Source organism: Streptomyces parvulus (assembly GCF_014648855.1).
Classification (GTDB): domain Bacteria; phylum Actinomycetota; class Actinomycetes; order Streptomycetales; family Streptomycetaceae; genus Streptomyces; species Streptomyces parvulus.
Window position 1 is genome coordinate 87,338 of sequence record NZ_BMRX01000005.1, and the last position, 14,642, is coordinate 101,979.

13 protein-coding genes and 1 tRNA gene are annotated in these 14,642 nt (G+C 73.4%); 4 read left to right on the top strand and 10 right to left on the bottom strand.

Annotated features, from left to right (window positions below; all coding sequences use genetic code 11):
* Positions 1 to 15 precede the first annotated feature (15 nt).
* From IE108_RS10465 to IE108_RS10480, 4 genes are all read right to left on the bottom strand, one after another.
* Positions 16 to 699: a DUF8185 domain-containing protein gene (locus tag IE108_RS10465; protein WP_064727917.1), complete on the bottom strand. Its 684-nt coding sequence runs from the start codon at positions 697 to 699 to the stop codon at positions 16 to 18.
* Positions 696 to 1,106: an acyl-CoA thioesterase gene (locus IE108_RS10470; RefSeq protein WP_064727918.1), complete on the bottom strand. Its 411-nt coding sequence runs from the start codon at positions 1,104 to 1,106 to the stop codon at positions 696 to 698. The genes IE108_RS10465 and IE108_RS10470 overlap by 4 nt, the downstream gene beginning before the upstream one ends.
* A 6-nt stretch (positions 1,107 to 1,112) precedes the next feature.
* Entirely contained in the window at positions 1,113 to 2,777 is a 1,665-nt protein-coding gene (gene ettA, locus IE108_RS10475) for an energy-dependent translational throttle protein EttA (RefSeq protein WP_064727919.1), read from the bottom strand.
* Between the two features lie 125 nt (positions 2,778 to 2,902).
* Entirely contained in the window at positions 2,903 to 3,391 is a 489-nt protein-coding gene (locus IE108_RS10480; protein WP_064727920.1) for a MarR family winged helix-turn-helix transcriptional regulator, read from the bottom strand.
* A 149-nt stretch (positions 3,392 to 3,540) separates the two neighbouring features.
* On the opposite strand from IE108_RS10480, the gene IE108_RS10485 reads away from it, so the two are divergent.
* Positions 3,541 to 3,966: a Rid family hydrolase gene (locus tag IE108_RS10485; protein ID WP_064727921.1), complete on the top strand. Its 426-nt coding sequence runs from the start codon at positions 3,541 to 3,543 to the stop codon at positions 3,964 to 3,966.
* Between the two features lie 96 nt (positions 3,967 to 4,062).
* Here IE108_RS10485 and abc-f read toward each other — a convergent pair whose 3' ends face one another.
* The 5 genes from abc-f to IE108_RS10510 form a co-directional block, all read right to left on the bottom strand.
* Positions 4,063 to 5,760, bottom strand: a complete 1,698-nt coding sequence (abc-f, locus tag IE108_RS10490) for a ribosomal protection-like ABC-F family protein (RefSeq protein ID WP_373296960.1) — start codon at positions 5,758 to 5,760, stop codon at positions 4,063 to 4,065.
* Between the two features lie 168 nt (positions 5,761 to 5,928).
* Positions 5,929 to 7,332, bottom strand: a complete 1,404-nt coding sequence (locus IE108_RS10495) for a Cys-Gln thioester bond-forming surface protein (protein ID WP_064727922.1) — start codon at positions 7,330 to 7,332, stop codon at positions 5,929 to 5,931.
* 262 nt (positions 7,333 to 7,594) lie between these two features.
* On the bottom strand, positions 7,595 to 8,071 hold the full coding sequence (locus tag IE108_RS10500) for a single-stranded DNA-binding protein (protein ID WP_064727923.1): 477 nt from the start codon (positions 8,069 to 8,071) through the stop codon (positions 7,595 to 7,597).
* A gap of 304 nt (positions 8,072 to 8,375) precedes the next feature.
* Positions 8,376 to 10,490 (bottom strand): YfjP family GTPase, encoded by a 2,115-nt coding sequence (locus tag IE108_RS10505; RefSeq protein WP_064727924.1) that lies wholly within the window; start codon positions 10,488 to 10,490, stop codon positions 8,376 to 8,378.
* Positions 10,491 to 10,494: 4 nt separating this feature from the next.
* Positions 10,495 to 12,102 carry a dynamin family protein gene (locus IE108_RS10510; protein WP_064727925.1) on the bottom strand — a complete coding sequence of 536 codons (1,608 nt, stop codon included), beginning with the start codon at positions 12,100 to 12,102 and terminating at the stop codon, positions 10,495 to 10,497.
* A gap of 322 nt (positions 12,103 to 12,424) precedes the next feature.
* Here IE108_RS10510 and IE108_RS10515 point away from each other — a divergent pair.
* Together IE108_RS10515 and IE108_RS10520 are read left to right on the top strand one after the other, a co-directional pair.
* Positions 12,425 to 12,500 (top strand) — tRNA-Arg (locus tag IE108_RS10515).
* Positions 12,501 to 12,530: 30 nt separating this feature from the next.
* Positions 12,531 to 13,547 carry a D-2-hydroxyacid dehydrogenase family protein gene (locus IE108_RS10520; protein WP_064727926.1) on the top strand — a complete coding sequence of 339 codons (1,017 nt, stop codon included), beginning with the start codon at positions 12,531 to 12,533 and terminating at the stop codon, positions 13,545 to 13,547.
* Here IE108_RS10520 and IE108_RS10525 read toward each other — a convergent pair.
* Positions 13,505 to 14,110 (bottom strand): DUF2087 domain-containing protein, encoded by a 606-nt coding sequence (locus IE108_RS10525; RefSeq protein ID WP_064727927.1) that lies wholly within the window; start codon positions 14,108 to 14,110, stop codon positions 13,505 to 13,507. The genes IE108_RS10520 and IE108_RS10525 overlap by 43 nt on opposite strands.
* A 194-nt stretch (positions 14,111 to 14,304) precedes the next feature.
* Here IE108_RS10525 and chpF point away from each other — a divergent pair, with 194 nt between their 5' ends.
* Entirely contained in the window at positions 14,305 to 14,580 is a 276-nt protein-coding gene (chpF, locus tag IE108_RS10530; protein ID WP_064727928.1) for a chaplin ChpF, read from the top strand.
* Positions 14,581 to 14,642: the final 62 nt, after the last annotated feature.

Sequence of the window (14,642 nt, forward strand, 5' to 3'; positions counted from 1 at the left end):
GACGGCGGAGATGGCTCAGCGCACGCTGAGGCCGAGGGCGCCGGTGCCCGCCCGGCGCAGCGCGACGGACCCGTAGGGCGTACGGAGCCGGAGCCAGGGGCCCGAGGAGAACAGGACCGGCGCGTCCTGCGCGGACCGCGCCCCGGGCCGCAGGAACCCGAGGGACTGTGCCGCGTGCACGGCCCGTACCGGGAGCCCGGTGTCACCGACCGTCCGGGACCATATCTCCCGCCCGATGCGGTCCAGTTCGGCCCGGGTGCGCTGCTCCGCCGCCAACTCCCCCGTGCGGGAACGGAACTCGGCGACCGCGGCGGCGACCAGCGCGCGCAGGGCGTCCGGGGCGGGCAGTCCGGGCTGGGGCCGCCAGCCGCCGCGCGGGGGCAGCACCCCGGCCCACGGCGGCCCGGTCACCGCGCCGGGCACTCCGGCGGTGGCGGGCTGCTCGTCGACCGCCTCCAGCAGCTCACCGGCGGAGACGGTCACGTCCAGCGTGACGTCGAGCCCGTTCTCGTACGGCTTGGCGAGCCGCACCGCGCGTACGGCCAGCACCTCGAAGGAGGGAGGGCGGCCGAAGACCGCGAGGGCCGTGCCGGCCGCCTGGAGCCGGACGGCGGCCGAACGGTCGTAGTGGAGCAGCCGGGAGAGGAAGGCCGCGAGATCCGCGGCCTCCCCCTCGTCTGCCAGGTGGAGCACCGTCATGCGGCGACGGCCTCCTCCTTTTCGTCCGTGTACTCGCGCAGGAACTCCCGTTCCTCCGCGGTGATGCGGCGGGGCCGCTGGGTCTGGAAGTCGAACGGCACGATCACCGTCGAGGCGCGGACGTAGACCACGTCGCCGTCCTTGACCTCGTAGGTGATCGTGAAGGACGCCGCCCTTATCTCCGTGACCCAGAGCTCGATGTCGACCGGGTGGTGCCGGTGGACGAGCTGCCGCTTGTAGTCGATCTCGTGGCGCGCCACCACAGACCCCTGCTGGAAGTCCTTCTCCGGGCGGAACAGGAAGTCGATACGGGCCTCCTCCAGGTAGCGGAGGAAGACCACGTTGTTGACGTGGCCGTACGCGTCCATGTCCGCCCAGCGCAGTGGGCAGCGGTAGATGTGCCGCAAGATCGATCAGCCCCGGGTCAGCTTCTTGTAGGTCGCACGGTGCGGACGCGCGGCGTCGGCGCCGAGCCGCTCGATCTTGTTCTTCTCGTACGACTCGAAGTTGCCCTCGAACCAGAACCACTTGGACTCGCCCTCGTAGGCGAGGATGTGCGTGGCGACCCGGTCCAGGAACCACCGGTCGTGGGAGACGACCACGGCGCACCCGGGGAACTCCAGCAGGGCGTTCTCGAGGCTGCTGAGGGTCTCGACGTCGAGGTCGTTGGTCGGCTCGTCGAGGAGCAGCAGGTTGCCGCCCTGCTTGAGGGTGAGGGCGAGGTTGAGGCGGTTGCGCTCACCGCCCGAGAGCACCCCGGCCGGCTTCTGCTGGTCCGGGCCCTTGAAGCCGAAGGCGGAGACGTAGGCGCGGCTCGGCATCTCGACCTGGCCGACGTTGATGTAGTCCAGCTCGTCGGAGACGACGGCCCACAGCGTCTTCTTGGGGTCGATGTTCTCGCGGCTCTGGTCGACGTAGGAGATCTTGACGGTCTCGCCGACCTTGATCTGCCCGGAGTCCGGCTCCTCGAAGCCCTGGATCATCTTGAACAGGGTGGTCTTGCCGGCTCCGTTGGGCCCGATGACCCCGACGATCCCGTTGCGCGGCAGCGTGAACGACAGATCGTCGATGAGGACCTTCTCCCCGAAGGCCTTGCTGAGGTTGTTGACCTCGACGACGACGTTGCCCAGGCGCGGGCCCGGCGGGATCTGGATCTCCTCGAAGTCCAGCTTCCGCATCTTGTCGGCCTCGGCGGCCATCTCCTCGTACCGCGCGAGGCGCGCCTTGGACTTGGCCTGGCGCCCCTTGGCGTTGGACCGCACCCACTCCAGCTCGTCCTTGAGCCGCTTGGCGCGCTTGGCGTCCTTCTGGCCCTCGACCTTGAGGCGGGTCTGCTTGGTCTCCAGGTACTTGGAGTAGTTGCCCTCGTAGCCGTGCAGCCGGCCGCGGTCGACCTCGCAGATCCAGCCCGCGACGTTGTCCAGGAAGTACCGGTCGTGGGTCACGGCCACGACGGTGCCCTCGTACTTGGCGAGGTGCTGCTCCAGCCAGTTCACCGACTCGGCGTCGAGGTGGTTGGTGGGCTCGTCGAGGAGCAGCAGGTCGGGCGCCTCCAGGAGCAGCTTGCAGAGCGCGACGCGGCGCTTCTCACCACCGGAGAGGTTGGACACCGGCCAGTCGCCGGGCGGGCAGCCCAGCGCGTCCATCGCCTGCTCCAGCTGGGCGTCGAGGTCCCACGCGTTGGCGTGGTCCAGCTCCTCCTGGAGCTTGCCCATCTCCTCCAGCAGCGCGTCCGAGTAGTCGGTCGCCATCTGCTCGGCGATCTCGTTGAACCGGTCGAGCTTGCCCTTGACCTCGGCGACACCCTCCTGGACGTTCTCCAGGACGTTCTTGTCCTCGCTCAGCGGGGGCTCCTGCAGGAGGATGCCGACCGTGTAGCCCGGCGACAGGAAGGCGTCACCGTTGGACGGCTGCTCCAGCCCCGCCATGATCTTCAGAACGGTCGACTTACCGGCACCGTTCGGACCGACAACACCGATCTTCGCCCCCGGCAGGAAGCTCAGGGTGACATCGTCGAGGATCACCTTGTCGCCGTGCGCTTTACGCGCCTTGCGCATGGTGTAAATGAACTCAGCCAAGAGAAACCGTCCGGCAGCTTAATCAGGCAGTGGGCAGATACACCCCATCTTGCCGCACCGCCACCGCTGGGAGGAAACGCGTTCCGGGCGGGGGCGCTGACCTGGGGTTTCCCGGTGGGTGTCGGTCATCCGAAGTCGTCCGGCACGATGCGGAGTTTCTCCGCGATGCGGGCCAGGGCCTTCTGGTCGGCGGTGTTGAGGGCGTCGAGGACGGTGCGGCGTACGGAGCGGAGGTGGGTGGGGGCCGCCAGGTGGACGGCCTCGAAGCCGGCGTCGGTGAGTTCCGCGAGGGTGTAGCGGCCGTCGGCCGGGTCGGGGGTGCGGGCGATCCAGCCGCGCTGCTCGCAGCGTTTGACGACGTTGGACAGGCGCGAGAGCGAACCGCTGGCGAGGAAGGCCAGCTCGCCCATGCGCAGTGTGCGCCGCGGGGCCTCGGAGAGGTGGCTGAGCACGAGGTACTCGAACAGGGTGAGGCCGTGTTCCTGGCGCAGCGGTGACTCCAGTTTGCCGGGCAGCAGCAGGACGAGGGAGATCAACCCCGTCCACGCCGCCTTCTCCTGCTCGTCGAGCCACCGCGGCTCCTCGTCGCCCTTGTGCTCACCCGTGCCGCTCATGTGCCCTCCGCTGTCGTTCCGGGGCCTGCCGCCCCGCCGGCCGCATCCGCGATGACTTTGCGCTTGAAGTCATCGCGCGCTACGCTCACTTTACGCGTGAAGTCATCCGACTGAAAACACGCCCTGCGGTCAGGAAGAGGGAGCACATCATGAGCACCGTCACTTTCGGCGTCACCCCGGGCTTCGGCGAGAAGCTGCACGCGGCCCTCGGCTACAGCGGTGCCGTCCGCGTCGGCGACCGGGTCGAGATCTCCGGTCAGGGCGGGGTGGACGACGATCTCGTCATCCCCGAGTCACTGGAGCAGGAGATCATCCAGGCCTTCGACAACGTGGAGCGCACGCTCAACACGGTCGGCGCCACCTGGAAGGACGTCATCCACGTGAACTCGTACCACAAGGTCGCACCGGGCGACGACGTCATCGGCGACGACCACAACAGGGTCATGGCCGAGCAGTTCCGCCGCCGCCTCGGCGGGCGCGCGCCGATCTGGACGGAGAGCGGCGTCACGGTCCTCGGCCTCGCCGCCATGCGCGTCGAGATCCGCGTCACCGCGATCGTCGGGTCGGGGGACTGAGAACCCCGCGGTCAGTGCGGCGGCGGACGGTGCGGGGCAGGCGCCGTCCCGCCACCCTCCCGGCCGCACGGCAGCCCGTCCCCCTTGGCGGCCCCGTCAGCGACCGGTCGCCGACAAGGCCAGGCGCCGGCCGCGGAAGCGCTCGCGCAGGAGTCGGTCGTGGCTGACGACCACGAGCGTGCCGGTGTAGTGGGCGAGGGCCGCCTCGATCTCCTCCGTCAGCGACGGCGACAGGTGGTTCGTCGGTTCGTCGAGGAGGAGCAGGTCGAGGGGGCCGCAGGTCACCAGGCGGGCCAGTTCCAGCTTGCGGCGCTGTCCCGCCGACAGGTCGCGCACGCGGACGGACAGGTCCTCGGCGCGGAACAGCCCCAGCGCGAGCAGCGGGTCGGCGTGGTCGTCCGGGTGGCCCGGGCGTCCGGCGGCGTAGGCCGCGAGGAGCGTGCGGCCGTCGAAGGCCGACTCCGGGGCGCACTGCTGACGCAGGTGCCCGACCCGCCCCGGCCGGCGCACCGAACCGGCCCCGGGCGCCAGCTCCCCTGCCAGCACCTGGAGCAGGGTGCTCTTGCCGGCGCCGTTGGGCCCGGTGACGAGCAGCCGCTCCCCGGGGTCGAGCCTCAAGTGCGGGACGGAGAGGCGGCCTTCGACCAGGACCCCGTCCAGCCGGATCCCGTTGGGGTGGCCGGCCTCCGCCCGCTCCTCCGTGACCGGCGCGCCTTCGACGCGGGCGGCGAAGCGCAGGGGGGACGGCGGCGGTGGCACCGCGTGCTCCATGAGCCGCTGAAGGCGCTCGTGGGCGTTGGCGATGCGGCTCTGGGCGCCGTGGGACCGCGACCGGGCCCGGAAGGCACCGGCGCCGCTGAAGGCCCGCGGCCCCTTCCGGGGGATCCCGTCCAGCATGCCGGCGTGGGAGGCCAGCAGGGCCCGCTGCCTGGCGACCTCGTCCCGCCACTGCTCGTACTCCCATGCCCAGCGCGCCCGGTCCGCCGCCTTGGCGGTGAGGTATCCGGCGTATCCGTTGCCGTAGCGCCGTACCGTGCGCCGGTCCTGGTCGACCTCCAGCACGGTGGAGGTGACGCGCTCCAGGAACGCCCGGTCGTGCGTGGCCGCGATCACCGTGCCCCGGTGGCGGCGCAGGTGCGCTTCGAGCCAGGCGACGGCCTCGTCGTCCAGGTCGTTGGTCGGCTCGTCGAGCAGGAGCAGTTCGGGCGCCGAGGCCAGCGTCGCGGCGAGCGCGAGCCGGGAGCGCTGCCCTCCGGAGAGGGTGGAGAGCGGCCGCGCCCGGTCGAGCGGCGCGCGCTCCCCCAGGTGGCGCAGGGTCACCTCGACCCGGCGGTCCGCGTCCCGGCCGCCGCGCGCCTCGTACTCCGCCAGCAGCGCCGCATACGCGTCCAGGGCGTCCGGACCGGCGGTGTCCAGCCGGGCCTCCGCGGCCCGGATGCGGTGTTCCAGGGCCCGCAGGTCGCCCAGTACGTGGTCCACGGCGTCGCCGACGCTCGCCGTGCCGGGGAGGTCGAGGGTCTGGGCGAGATGACCGATGCCGCCCGGTGCCGTCACGGTCAGGGTGCCGTTGTCGGCCGGCTCCTGCCCGGCGAGCAGCCGCAGCAGGGTGGACTTGCCGGAGCCGTTGTCCCCGACGACGCCCACTCTCTCGCCCGGCCGGACGGTGAGGGAGACGCGGTCCAGGACGACGCGGTCGCCGTAGCGCTTGGTGACCTCGGCGAGGGCGATCTGGGACGTGGAACGGGCGGGGGCGGCGTGCACGGTGGTGACGGGGGCGGCAGGGCGCAAGGGCAGTCCTTCGCTGGGGGGCGGGGGGTGTGCGGCGGGGCGAAGTCTGATCCTCCGTCGCCAGCCGACATCCATGAGGTTAGACGATACGGTCCGTCTCGTCAAAGCGACCGAGCAAAGTCCCCGGCACCACGCCGACGTGGCAGCCGGGGACTCGGACGGCTTCCTACGCGGTCACTGCTCGCTCTTCCTCCGGAGGAACACCAGCACCGCGCCCCCGATGACCACCAGTCCGATCGCCGCGCCGCCGATCAGCGGGGTGGCCCCGGAGCTGCCGGTCTCGGCGAGGTTGGGGTTCCGCGTGGGGGTGACGACCGTGGCGGGGGCCGGTTCGCCGAGGGTCTGGGTGGTGTCGCCGGCCGCGGCGGCGCCCTGGGTGCGGCAGTCGAGGACGCCGGTGAAGCGCTGCTCGAAGCCGGCCGGGCCGCGGACGGTGAAGTCGTAGGGCCGGTCCTCCGGCAGCGGCACGGTCACCGTGCGGGTCTCACCGGGCGCGACGGTGTACTCGTCCGCCGTCAGGGAGAAGGTGAACGGCTCGTCGCCCGTGTTGGCCGCGGTGACGTCCAGGCCGCCCTCGGCGCAGTTCTTCTCGGCGGACAGCGCCGGTATCGGTCCCTGACCGGCCCAGGTGGCCGTCGCCGTCGCCGCGACTGTGGACTCGCTGGAGCCCGCCAGGATCTGGGTCTGGCTGCGGCTCTCGGAGGCGAAGGCCCGGCCGACCGGCACGGTGGTCGACGCCTGGACGGTCAGCGCCGACGTACCCGCCTCGGCGTCCTCGGGCACGTCGAAGAAGATCTGGGCGCCGTCGGTGACCTCGGTGACCGGCTCGCCCCTCTTGTCGACGATCCGCACACCGACGGCGGTGGCGTCCACCGGAGGCGTCACGGTCGCGCCGCCCGCGTTGGTGCGCACGGTGACCGGGCCGATCCGCTCACCGGGCCGGCCGGAGACCGCGGTCGGGTCCAGGGTGAGCGAGGCCGCGGGCTCGGCGAGGCCGCGGGCGCTCTTCTCCAGGTAGTCGGCGAGCCGCTCGGCCTGCGGGTCGGTCGCCTCGACGTCCGTGTGGTCGGAGTAGCGCCAGATGGCCACCTGGGTGCCGGCCGCCGCGTCCTCCTCGGTGAGCCCGCCGGGGACGCCCGCCTTCTTCGCGAGCGCGGCGAGGTCGTTGACCTGCGGGTAGGAGTTGTCCAGGATCCAGCGGATGCGGCCCGCGTCCCGGTTGGTGCCCAGCGAGGTGCCGCTCCACGGCGTCTCGTAGTACTTGGCGTCCTTCTGCGTCGGGTTCTGGATGTCGACGCAGTACGTCTGCAGCATCCCGCCGCCGTCGACGGACATCTCGAACAGGCCGGCCGGCACCTCCTGGTCGCCGCCCTCCCCGTGGATGACCGCGGTGCCGTGGGTCTTGAGCCCGCCCATGGTGGCCGTCGCCCCGCCCTGGCCGCGCGCCGTGTCCTGGGCGGCGGCCGGACCGGCACCGGCCACCAGACCGGCGACGGAGGCCGCGGACACGAGCACCGCGGCGGCGGTGCGTGCCGTGACCCGACCGGGCAGAGACAGTACGGCGAGCGAAGAAAACACCAAATTCCCCTTCGAGCAGGACCCGTTGGCGTGGGGTGAACGGTCCCACCAGCAGAATCAGCAGCCCCGCAGGGCTCGTTCGGCATCCTAAGGACCTGACGTGGCGTGACCCGGGGTGATGTTCACCCCCGCGGTGATCCGAATCGGAATCGTTATCCCCGACCCACCCCGCGAGCAGGGCTTATCGACAAATCCACCCTGTTTCGCCCGGGCACATGGGCCGATAAGCCCTACTTCGGTCAGTTCCGGCGGATGGCCCGGGTCAGGCCACTGCGGCGGGCTCCGGCTGCTGTTCGCGGTCCGTGCCGTCCGACTCCCCCGTCGGCGTCTCCCAGTTGGGCTCCGGTCGCGGCGGGGCGGCCGCCGCCTCCGTCGTCTCCGTCTTCCCGGTGCGCCTGAACGCGGCCGTGCCGCGGGCCAGATCGTGGCCGATCGCCACGGCGTCGATGTCCGCCGACGTCCGGCTCTGTCCGTCGCGGACGTCCGTGCGGACCTTCAGCCGGCCCTGGACGACCACCGGGTCTCCGACCGCGAGCGACGCCGACGCGTTGGCGGCGAGCTGCCGATTGGCCCACACGGTGAAGAAGTTGGTGTGGCCGTCCGTCCAGGCGCTCTTATCCCGGTCCCAGTAGCGCGCCGTGACCGCGAGCCGGAAGCGCGCCGACGGGCCGTTCGCCAGGTCCCGGAAGACCGGCTGGGTGGCCACGTTGCCCACGGCGCAGATCATCGTCTCGTTCATCGCGAGTCCTCCCTCCCGCACGGGCTCCTCCCGTACGGCTGCGTCCGGCGGCCGCCTTCGTCGCGACCGCCGCACGGCCAGACTGCCCGGGTCCGAGCCGGCCCGCCGAGGGCTGTGGACCACCACCCGCCTGTGGAGAACTCCGTCACCCACGAGGGTGAGGGCCGCGGCCCGCCCACGGTCGGGATCACGGCCCCCGCCCCTCCCCCGAACCCGGCGCCCGCCCCCGGAAGCCGGCGCCGCACCCCGTGCCCGCCGCGCTCCCCTGCCTACCGCGCCCCCGACCCACCCCCCGTGCCACCGCCTACCGCGCCCCCGACCCCACCCCCGTCACCCGCCCGTACTGCTCCCGCACTTCCCGGTACCGCAGCAGTTCCGCCGCCAGCGGATCCAGCACCCTGGCCCGGCCGCACCCGGCGGCCGCCTCGCGCAGCAGCCGTTCCGCCTCGTGGCCGTAGCGGCGGGCCGGTCCGCGGGCGGCCATGCGGCAGCTCCACTCGATGAGGGGGCCGCCGATGATGCCGGTCAGCATCAGCAGCACCGGCACGCCCAGGTTCGGCGACAGGAAGCCGACGATCTGGCCCAGCAGCCACAGGCCGCCCACCACCTGGGTCAGGGTCATGCACGCCTGGCCCAGCACGGCCACCGGCCACCAGCCGGGCCGCGGCGGGCGGCCCGGCGGCAGCCCCGTGCGCTCGGCCAGCTCGTCCAGGGCCTCGGGCAGCCCGTGCGCGCCCCGCAGCGCCGCCTCCCGCATGGCCTGCGCCCACGGCGCCGGCAGTCCGGCCGACGCCCGTTCGGAGACCGTGCGCACCGCCTGCTCGACACGCTGACGCGCGGTGGCCTCCTCGTCCGGCTGGACGCGCAGCGGAAGCCGGCCCGTCGCCGGTTCGCGGCGCTCGTGGTACCAGCGCCACAGCCGCAGCCAGGGCGTGCCGCACGCGCGGTTGGCGTTGCGCAGCCACGCGCGCTCGGCCGCGTCGCCCGCCGCGGTGGCGCCCACCGCGTCGGCGAGCCGGTCCGAGAACTCCTCCCGCGCCTCCTCGCTGAGGCCGGTCCGCCGCCCCGTGACGTACACGGGCCGCAGCCGGCGCGCGGCGGCGTCGACGTCGGCCGCGATACGGCGCGCCGGGGCCTGCCGCTCGGCGACGAACTGGCCTAGCACCTCCCGCAGTTCGCCGATGCCCTCACCGGTGAGCGCGGACAGGGCGAGGACGGTGGCGCCGGGTTCGCCGTGCTCCCCGAGCGCGATGCCGTCCTCGTCGAGCAGGCGCCGCAGGTCGTCGAGGACCTGCTCGGCGGCCTCGCCGGGCAGCCGGTCGACCTGGTTGAGGACGACGAGGGTGACCTCCGCGTGGCCCGCCATCGGCCGCAGATAGCGCTCGTGCAGGACCGCGTCGGCGTACTTCTCGGGGTCGACGACCCAGATGACGGCGTCCACCAGGTCCAGGATGCGGTCCACCTGCTCGCGGTGCTGCACGGCGGCCGAGTCGTGGTCGGGCAGGTCGATGAGGACCAGCCCGCGCAGCGGCGCCTCGGAGTCGGGGTGCTGGATCGGGCGCCGGCGCAGGCGGCCGGGGATGCCGAGGCGGTCCAGGAGGCTGGCGGCGCCGTCGCTCCAACTGCACGCGATGGGCGCGGCGGTGGTCGGCCTGCGGACGCCGGTCTCGGAGATCGTCACGCCGGCGAGGGTGTTGAACAGCTGCGACTTGCCGCTGCCGGTCGCGCCCGCGATGGCGACGACGGTGTGCTGCCCGGAGAGCCTGCGCCGCGCGGCGGCCTCGTCGAGGACCCGGCCCGCCTCGGCCAGGGTGTCGCCGTCGAGCCGGGTCCGGGAGAGGCCGACCAGTTCGCGCAGGGCGTCCAGCCGGGACCTGAGCTGTCCGTCGTAGGCGAGTGGCATCAGGGCGGCCGACGTGGCGGGGGGCCTGCCGGGCAGTACCGCGTACTGCTCCGTCCCGCCCTTCTCGTCCACCCGGCGAGCGATCAGCCCGTCACCCCAGGCGCCCTCCCCGTCCCCGTGGCCACCACCGCCACCGGGGACCGGACCCGAGCCGGAATCGGCGGCACCGCCCGCACCGGAACCGCCCCCGGCCCCGGGCGCACGGCCTTCCCGCTCCCCGCGAACCCGCTCGTCACCGGCCCGCCCCCCACGACCCGGCTCCCCGCCGCCCCGCTCCCCGTCGGCCGCGTCCCGCGTACGCCCGCCCCCGCGCCGCCGCAGCCACGCGCCCCGCACCGGCTCCCCGGGCGCGCCCTCGGCGTCGTGCGCACGCGCGGTCTCCGTCTCGGCGGCGGCGCGCTCCGCCTCCCGGCCCCCGGCCGCGGATTCCGCGTCGCCGGTCCGGCCCGTCCGGTCCGCGTCCTGGGTGGTGTGGTCGGTGTGCTCGGTGGGGTCCTGGTCAGTGACGGCGGTCACCGGGTCACCTCTCCTTCTGCAGTACGGACAGCGCGGCGATGAGTTCGGCCTGCGGCTCGGGGTGCACCTCAAGACCGTCGAGCGGGGCCAGCCGGCGCTCGCGCTCGACGTGCAGGACGCGGTCGACGTGTTCGTCGAGCAGCCGTCCGCCCCGGTCGCGCAGCCGCAGCGCGCCGTGGGCCCCGATCCGCTCGGCCAGCCGCTCCCCGGCGACACGGGCTCGCCGCCCGCCGAGCAGCACGGTGGCGACCAGCCCGGCCACCACGCCGGGGTCGGGAGCGAGGTTCCGGTCCAGCTCGCGGACCTCTTCCTCGGCGTACTCCTCCAGCTCCCGCCGCCAGCGCCGCACGGCCAGCCCGATCCGGTGCTCGGCGCTCTCCGGGCCGGGGTCGTGACCCGTGAGTTCCGGTGCCGCCGCGGCCGGTTCGGCCCGCCAGGCCTCGTCGACGCGTTCGTCGGCGGCGGTGACGGCGCACAGCAGCAGCGCGCTCAGGCTCTCCACCAGGGAGTCGAGGAGTTCCTCCGGGGAGCAGTCGAGGGGGAAGGCCCGCCAGCGCTTGAGAGCGTCCCCGGCGAGCACGGCCCCCGCCTGCAACCGGCCCCGTACGCGCGCGTGCTCGCCGTCGTACGCCCCCTCGACGGCGGCGGTGAGCCGCAGGGCGGCGGCGTACTGGGCGGCGGTGGCACCGGCGAGTTCGGGCATCCGGGACTTGAGGGAGTCCAGGATGCCGTGCGCCGTGCGGGCCATGGTGTGGTGCCGCGCCTCCAGGTCCTGGGCCCGGTGCACCAGCCAGGACCGCAGCGGGGCCACGGCGCTGGCCGGCAACAGCCCGCCGCCCCAGGCCGATTCGGGCAGCTCGGGCACGGTGAAGCGGGGCACGTCGCCGAGGCCGGCCTTGGTGAGCAGCGCCGCGTACTGCCGGGACACCTCGGCCACCACCTGGTGCGGCACCCGGTCGAGCACGGTGACCAGGGTGGCGTCGTACTCCTTCGCGGTGCGCAGCAGGTGCCAGGGCACCGCGTCGGCGTACCGGGCGGCCGTGGTGACCATCACCCAGATGTCGGCGGCGCAGATCAGCTCGGCCGCCAGGACGCGGTTGTCGGCGACGAGGGAGTCGATGTCGGGCGCGTCCAGCAGGGCGACGCCCGGCGGCAGGGTGTCGGCGGTCTCGACGCGCAGGACGCGCGCGGGGTTCTCGCCGGGCAGCAGCAGGTCGTCGTCCGGTTCCCGGTGCGGCACCCACACGCGCGTGAGGTCGGGCAGCACCCGCATCCCGCTGAACCAGTGGTGGTCCTCCGGGTGGCAGACCAGCACCGGTGTGCGGGTCGTGGGCCGCAGCACGCCGGCCTCGCTGACCCGCCGGCCCACGAGGGAGTTCACCAGGGTGGACTTCCCGGCGCCGGTGGAACCGCCCACCACGGCGAGCAGCGGAGCCTCGGGCTCCTTCAGCCGCGGCACCAGGTAGTCGTCGAGCTGGGCGAGCAGTTCGTCGCGGTTGGCACGCGCGCGTGGGGCACCCGCCAGGGGCAGCGGGAAGCGTGCGGCCGCGACGCGGTCGCGCAGCGCGGAGAGTGCGTCGAGCAGCTGAGGCCGTACGTCCAAGGTCACCACATGGGAAGAATGCCCAATTTTAGGGGAATTCTGAAGCATATGAGCATGTCTGCGCGCCGACCGGACACTCCGGACGGAAGCCACTACTGGGACGCGAGCGCGGTCCAGGCATAACGAGTGGACAACACCCGATGCGCGAGCGGCCAAAAGCGATGCACGATTCGTACCTGCCTGCGATTATCAGAACCGCTTCACCGAACCTCCACATCAAGGCACGGAGGGGAAGCATCAGGGACACGGAGCCGGGAGCCCTATCCTTGTCCCCGGCAACGTCACGGACCGGCCCGTACCCGGGCCCCGACGAACGAGGCCACCACACCAGGCCCCCGTAGCTCAGTGGATAGAGCAGGCGCCTTCTAAGCGCTTGGCCGCAGGTTCGAGTCCTGCCGGGGGCGCCACTGCCCGTTTGGCGAGGGGGACCGGACGACGTGCGACTGCGCTGCGCCGTACTCGACGACTTCCAGCGGGTGGCGACCGGGATCGCGGACTGGTCCCCCGTCGCCGACGACGTGGACGTCGTGTCCTTCGACACCCATTTCACCGGCGAGGACGCCCTCGCCGCCGCCCTCGCCGACTTCGACATCGTGGTCACCCTCCGCGAACGGGTGGCGTTCACCGGCTCGCTGATCGCCCGGCTGCCCCGGCTGCGGCTCCTGGTCGCCTCCGGCATGCGCAACAGCGTGATCGACTACGCCGCCGCCGAGGCGCACGGCGTCACCGTGTGCGGCACCGCCTCCTCCTCCACCCCGCCCGTCGAGCTGACCTGGGCGCTGATCCTGGGCCTCGCCCGCGGGATCGTCGAGGAGGGCAACGGGCTGCGCGAGGGCGGCCCCTGGCAGCGGACGGTGGGCGCCGACCTGCACGGCCGCCACCTGGGCGTGCTGGGCCTGGGCAGGATCGGCGGCCGGGTCGCCGCCGTCGGTCTCGCCTTCGGCATGCGGGTGAGCGCGTGGAGCCAGAACCTCACCCGGGAGCGCGCCGACGAGGCGGGCGTGGAACTCGCCCCCTCCAAGGAGGCGCTGCTGCGCGAGGCCGACTTCGTCTCCGTCCACCTGGCGCTAGGCGACCGCACCCGGGGCCTGCTCGGCCCCGCCGAACTGGCCCTGCTCAAGCCCACCGCCTACCTGGTCAACACCTCGCGGGCGGCGATCGTCGACCAGGACGCGCTGCTCGCCGCCCTGCACGACGGCCGCATCGCCGGTGCGGGCGTCGACGTCTTCGACACCGAGCCGCTGCCCGCCGCCCACCCGATGCGCACCGCGCCGCGCCTGCTCGCGACGCCGCACCTCGGCTATGTCTCGCGGGCCAACTACGCGACGTACTACGGCCAGGCCGTGGAGGCGATCCGGGCGTACCTCGACGGCTCCCCCGTACGCCGTCTGCCGGTGTCCCCGGCAGACGCTCAGGCGGTTCCCACCCGGGCGGATTCCACCGGACGGCGGTAGATCCCGTCGCTCCGGCGCAGGTGGCCGAAGTCCACCAGGTGGCGCCGGAGCGTCACATGGTCGACCTCGCCGTCCTCGCACCAGGCCCGCAGCTTCCGGTCGACGGTGCGCTCCGGGTACTCCACGCCCGGGGCGAAGGTCTCCTCGGCGATGTGCCGCAGGACCACCTTCTTCCGCGTCCAGCGGGCCGGCAGCCGCACCAGGCGGCCGTCCCGCACGAAGGTCCGCAGGATCATTCCGGTGCGGTCGCCTTCGGCCGCGCCGGGGTCGCCGGCCGGATCAGGCGCGGGGCGGGCCGCGCGGGCCAGGTCCCGGAACCGCCCGTGGGCGACGACGAGCCCGCCGCCGTCCCCGGGCGCCACCACGCCCTGCTCCCGCAGCCGGCGCAGCGCCCCGGCGGTCTCCTTCGCGGACAGTCCGGCCACCCGGGCCACCTCGGCGTCGCTGCCGGCGCCCAGTGCGACGGCGGCGAAGGCGCGGACCCTGCTCTCCTCGGAGAAGAGGCCGGGCAGCGCGGCGAGGGCGGAGGGGTCGGCGGACGCGTCGGACAAGTCGTTCGGCATGGCGGGGAGGCTAACGGACCGCCCGGCACCGGCGGCACTGGTTTTCCGCCGCCGCCCGCGACTGCCCCGCCCCGCCCCCTGTTCAAGACGGGTGATCCTCACCCTCGTCCCGTGACCCGCCGCAACCGGGTGCGTTGAACCGGCCGCGCGGTGGCGGCCTGCCGCCGTGTTCCCCGAGTCAGAAGGAGAACGTGATGTCTCGCATCGCGAAGGCCGCCGGCGTCGCCCTCGGCGCAGGCGCCGTCATGCTCAGCGGCACCGGCCTGGCCATGGCGGACGCGGGCGCCGAGGGCGCCGCCGTCGGTTCGCCCGGCGTCCTGTCCGGCAACGTCGTCCAGGTGCCGGTCAACGTGCCGGTCAACGTGTGCGGCAACACCATCAACGTCATCGGTCTGCTGAACCCCGCGTTCGGCAACGCCTGCGAGAACGGCGACGACCACAGCGACAAGAGCGGTGGCTACGGCGGCTGAGTCCCCCGCGGCACCCGAGGAGCCCCGGCCTCCCCGGCCGGGGCTCCTCGCGTCCGGGCGTC